This is a genomic window from Syntrophothermus sp. (assembly GCF_013314835.1).
Lineage (GTDB): Bacteria > Bacillota > Syntrophomonadia > Syntrophomonadales > Syntrophothermaceae > Syntrophothermus > Syntrophothermus lipocalidus.
In genome coordinates, this window is record NZ_JABUEX010000145.1 from 1 (window position 1) to 2,643 (window position 2,643).

Consider the following 2,643-nt stretch of genomic DNA (forward strand, 5'->3'; position numbering starts at 1 on the left):
AAGATTACAATCGGCTCTATGTACACTCGGCCCCGGCTGACCTCAGTCCTGAGGAGTTTTATCAGCAATGGATTCAACGCCAGCAGGCAGCCCTAACAGGGGGAATCTGAGACATGAAGCGGATGGAGCTCGTTGCTCGCCAGGCAATTAGCGAAGATATCCTTTTCGAACCAACCTCTACCTCAAAATTGGCAAAAAAGTGTATTGCTTTTTGGGGGCACTACAGGTTTCCTCCTTTCCATTAAAAGCTTTTACAAAACCTTTAAGGAAGGAAGCCCCGCTCTTCCCAGTATCAACCTGATAAATCTCCCCACTTCCTCAGCCCCAACCCGTATAGCCGGAATACCACCACTTCGCTTCCAAACAAACCCCTTAAACTTGATACCATGTTTTAACCGGAAAGAACAAGCAAATTGAGATGGACCCCATTGTCTGGACAGATGAGAGGCCCGGTGAAGGTGCATCTCTGACCTGCCGATTGTGACCATTCTATTCTTTTCTTCTCCTGGAAGCCACGATTCCGGTCGGTCTCTGGAAAATCGGCTTCACCATTTCCCCCAGGATCGACGATCTCAAGCCCGTCCATATCAAACCACGGCTCCGGAGGCCGCCCACTCGGGCGTCCGGTCAAAGTAGACTTCGTGGGGCGTCCGATAGCCCAGGGTCTCGTGCAGTCGCTCTTCGTTATAGAACCGAAAGTATTCCGCGAGGTGCCTCCGGGCGTCCCCCGCGCTCAGGTACTCATGAAGATAGACCTCCTCGTACTTCACCGTCCGCCACAAGCGCTCAAGAAAAATGTTGTCGTACACCCGGCCCCGGCCATCCATGCTCACCCGGACGCCTTCGGCTTCCAGCCGGCCCGTGAACTCCCGACTCGTAAACTGCGGGCCCTGGTCCGTATTGAAGATCTCAGGCGTCGTGATCCGGAGCGCCGTCTCCAGGGCCTCAAGGCAAAATGCCTTGTCCAACGTCGTCGCCAGTTCCCAGGAGAGAACGTAGCGACTATGCCAGTCCATAATGACCACAAGATAAGCAAACCCATGGGCCAAACGGACATAGGTCACATCGGCGCACCAAGCTTGGTCCGGCCTGTCCACCCTAAGTCCTTTTAAAAGGTAGGGATAAACCCTATGATCGGGCCCATTCGCACTCAGCCGGGGTTTCGGATAGATCGCCTGCAGGCCCATGAGCCGCATCAGCCGGCTCACCCGCTTGCGATTGGTCTTGTAGCCTCGAGCCCGAAGCCAGGCCGCCATCCGTCGAGCTCCGTAGAAGGGATGCTGCATGTACTCCTCGTCGATGAGCCGCATCAGGGCCAGATTCTCCTCGTCCTCGCCCGCGGGCTGGTAGTAGAACGTCGACCGGGCCAGGTTCAGGAGTTCACACTGACGGGAGACCGGAATCTCGGAGTTCATCGGCTCGACTTCCTGCCGCTTCGTTACGACAGGAGCTTCTCGGATTTTTTTTTAAGCCACTCGAGCTCGACCTTGAGCTGCCCGATCTGGCGGTAGAGCTCGGCCTCGAGCTCGTCACGCGTCTTCTCCTCCCGGGGCCTTCGGTTCGAGAAGACCTCAGGCAGGACCTCCAGAAGATGCTCCCGCCACTTCCGGATCTGGTTCGGATGGACTCCCGATTCCGAGGCGATCTGGGCGATCGTCTTCTCCCCCTTCAGCGCTTGCAGGGCCACCTTGGCCTTAAAGGCCGCTTCGTACTGTTTCCTCATGCCTGTCATCTTACCATACCTCCTTTCCGAGATATGGCAGGCCAAAGTGCACCTATCTAGGCTGTCCAGTTTTTGGGGACCAGCTCAACCCTGCGGTTGGCATCATGGATTACGTGGAACCGGTCCAGAACTATGCTGGTACCAGGTAACTCCTTCTCCACCGCAGCGATAAATCCAGGCTTAATATCAATACAGACCTCCTCGATTTTTCCCCTTATAGAACCAGGTATCTGGCTCAAAAACCGCCGCAGTGTCTCCTGCCGGTCATCCGGTAAGACTGTAATTACCCTCCTCCGCCTCAGATTGGTAACAGTTATCACTAAATCCCGCCCTCGAAAACTGTGTTCGTCTATCCCTAACCTTATCCTCCTGCCTCTCAACTCTTCACCCCAATCGGGAACTAACTCCAGCTTCTTCAACACACCCCGACTTGCTTTATCGCTTACCCCGTAGCGCTTCTCCACCTGACGAAAACTGTGACTGCTTAATAGACCAAGCACTTCAACCTCCACCTCCCGGCTCTTCCGGGACCACTTCCGCACCAAAGGCCATTCCTCGGTAAAAACCTTCCCGCATCTCTTACACCTCCACCTCCTCTTCCTCCCGACTAAATAAATCCTGTGTTCCCCTATAACCTTGTGCCAGACCTTCCGCTCTTGTTGATATTGATGTAGATACCCGCACCTCTTGCCGCAGTGAGGACAGCTGCCTGTCCTCCGCCTTAATTCCACCCTGATTAATACCTCATTCCCCCTGTACTCCAGACCCCTCACCTTATACCCTTGTAAATTCAGGAATTTCAGCATAAAATCTCTGATGCTCATTGTGGTAGGTTAACTCCTTTCCTAAGTTGTTAATCATCAAGGAGTTCCTACCACATTCCCCTCTTTTTTTCACCACACTTTTGGCTGAAGAGCCAA

2 protein-coding genes are annotated in these 2,643 nt (G+C 54.0%); both read right to left on the reverse strand.

The genetic code is table 11. The features are described 5' to 3' along the window. Positions 1 to 587: 587 nt before the first annotated feature. Positions 588 to 1,732, reverse strand: a protein-coding gene (locus HPY90_RS15760) for an IS3 family transposase (protein WP_502707220.1) whose coding sequence is annotated in 2 segments (ribosomal slippage) — positions 588 to 1,459 and positions 1,459 to 1,732 — 1,146 coding nt in all. Because the reading frame shifts where the segments join, the coding sequence is not laid out codon by codon here. Positions 1,733 to 1,779: 47 nt separating this feature from the next. Continuing rightward, positions 1,780 to 2,547, reverse strand: a complete 768-nt coding sequence (locus HPY90_RS15765; protein ID WP_287195919.1) for a transposase — start codon at positions 2,545 to 2,547, stop codon at positions 1,780 to 1,782. Between the last annotated feature and the right edge of the window lie 96 nt (positions 2,548 to 2,643).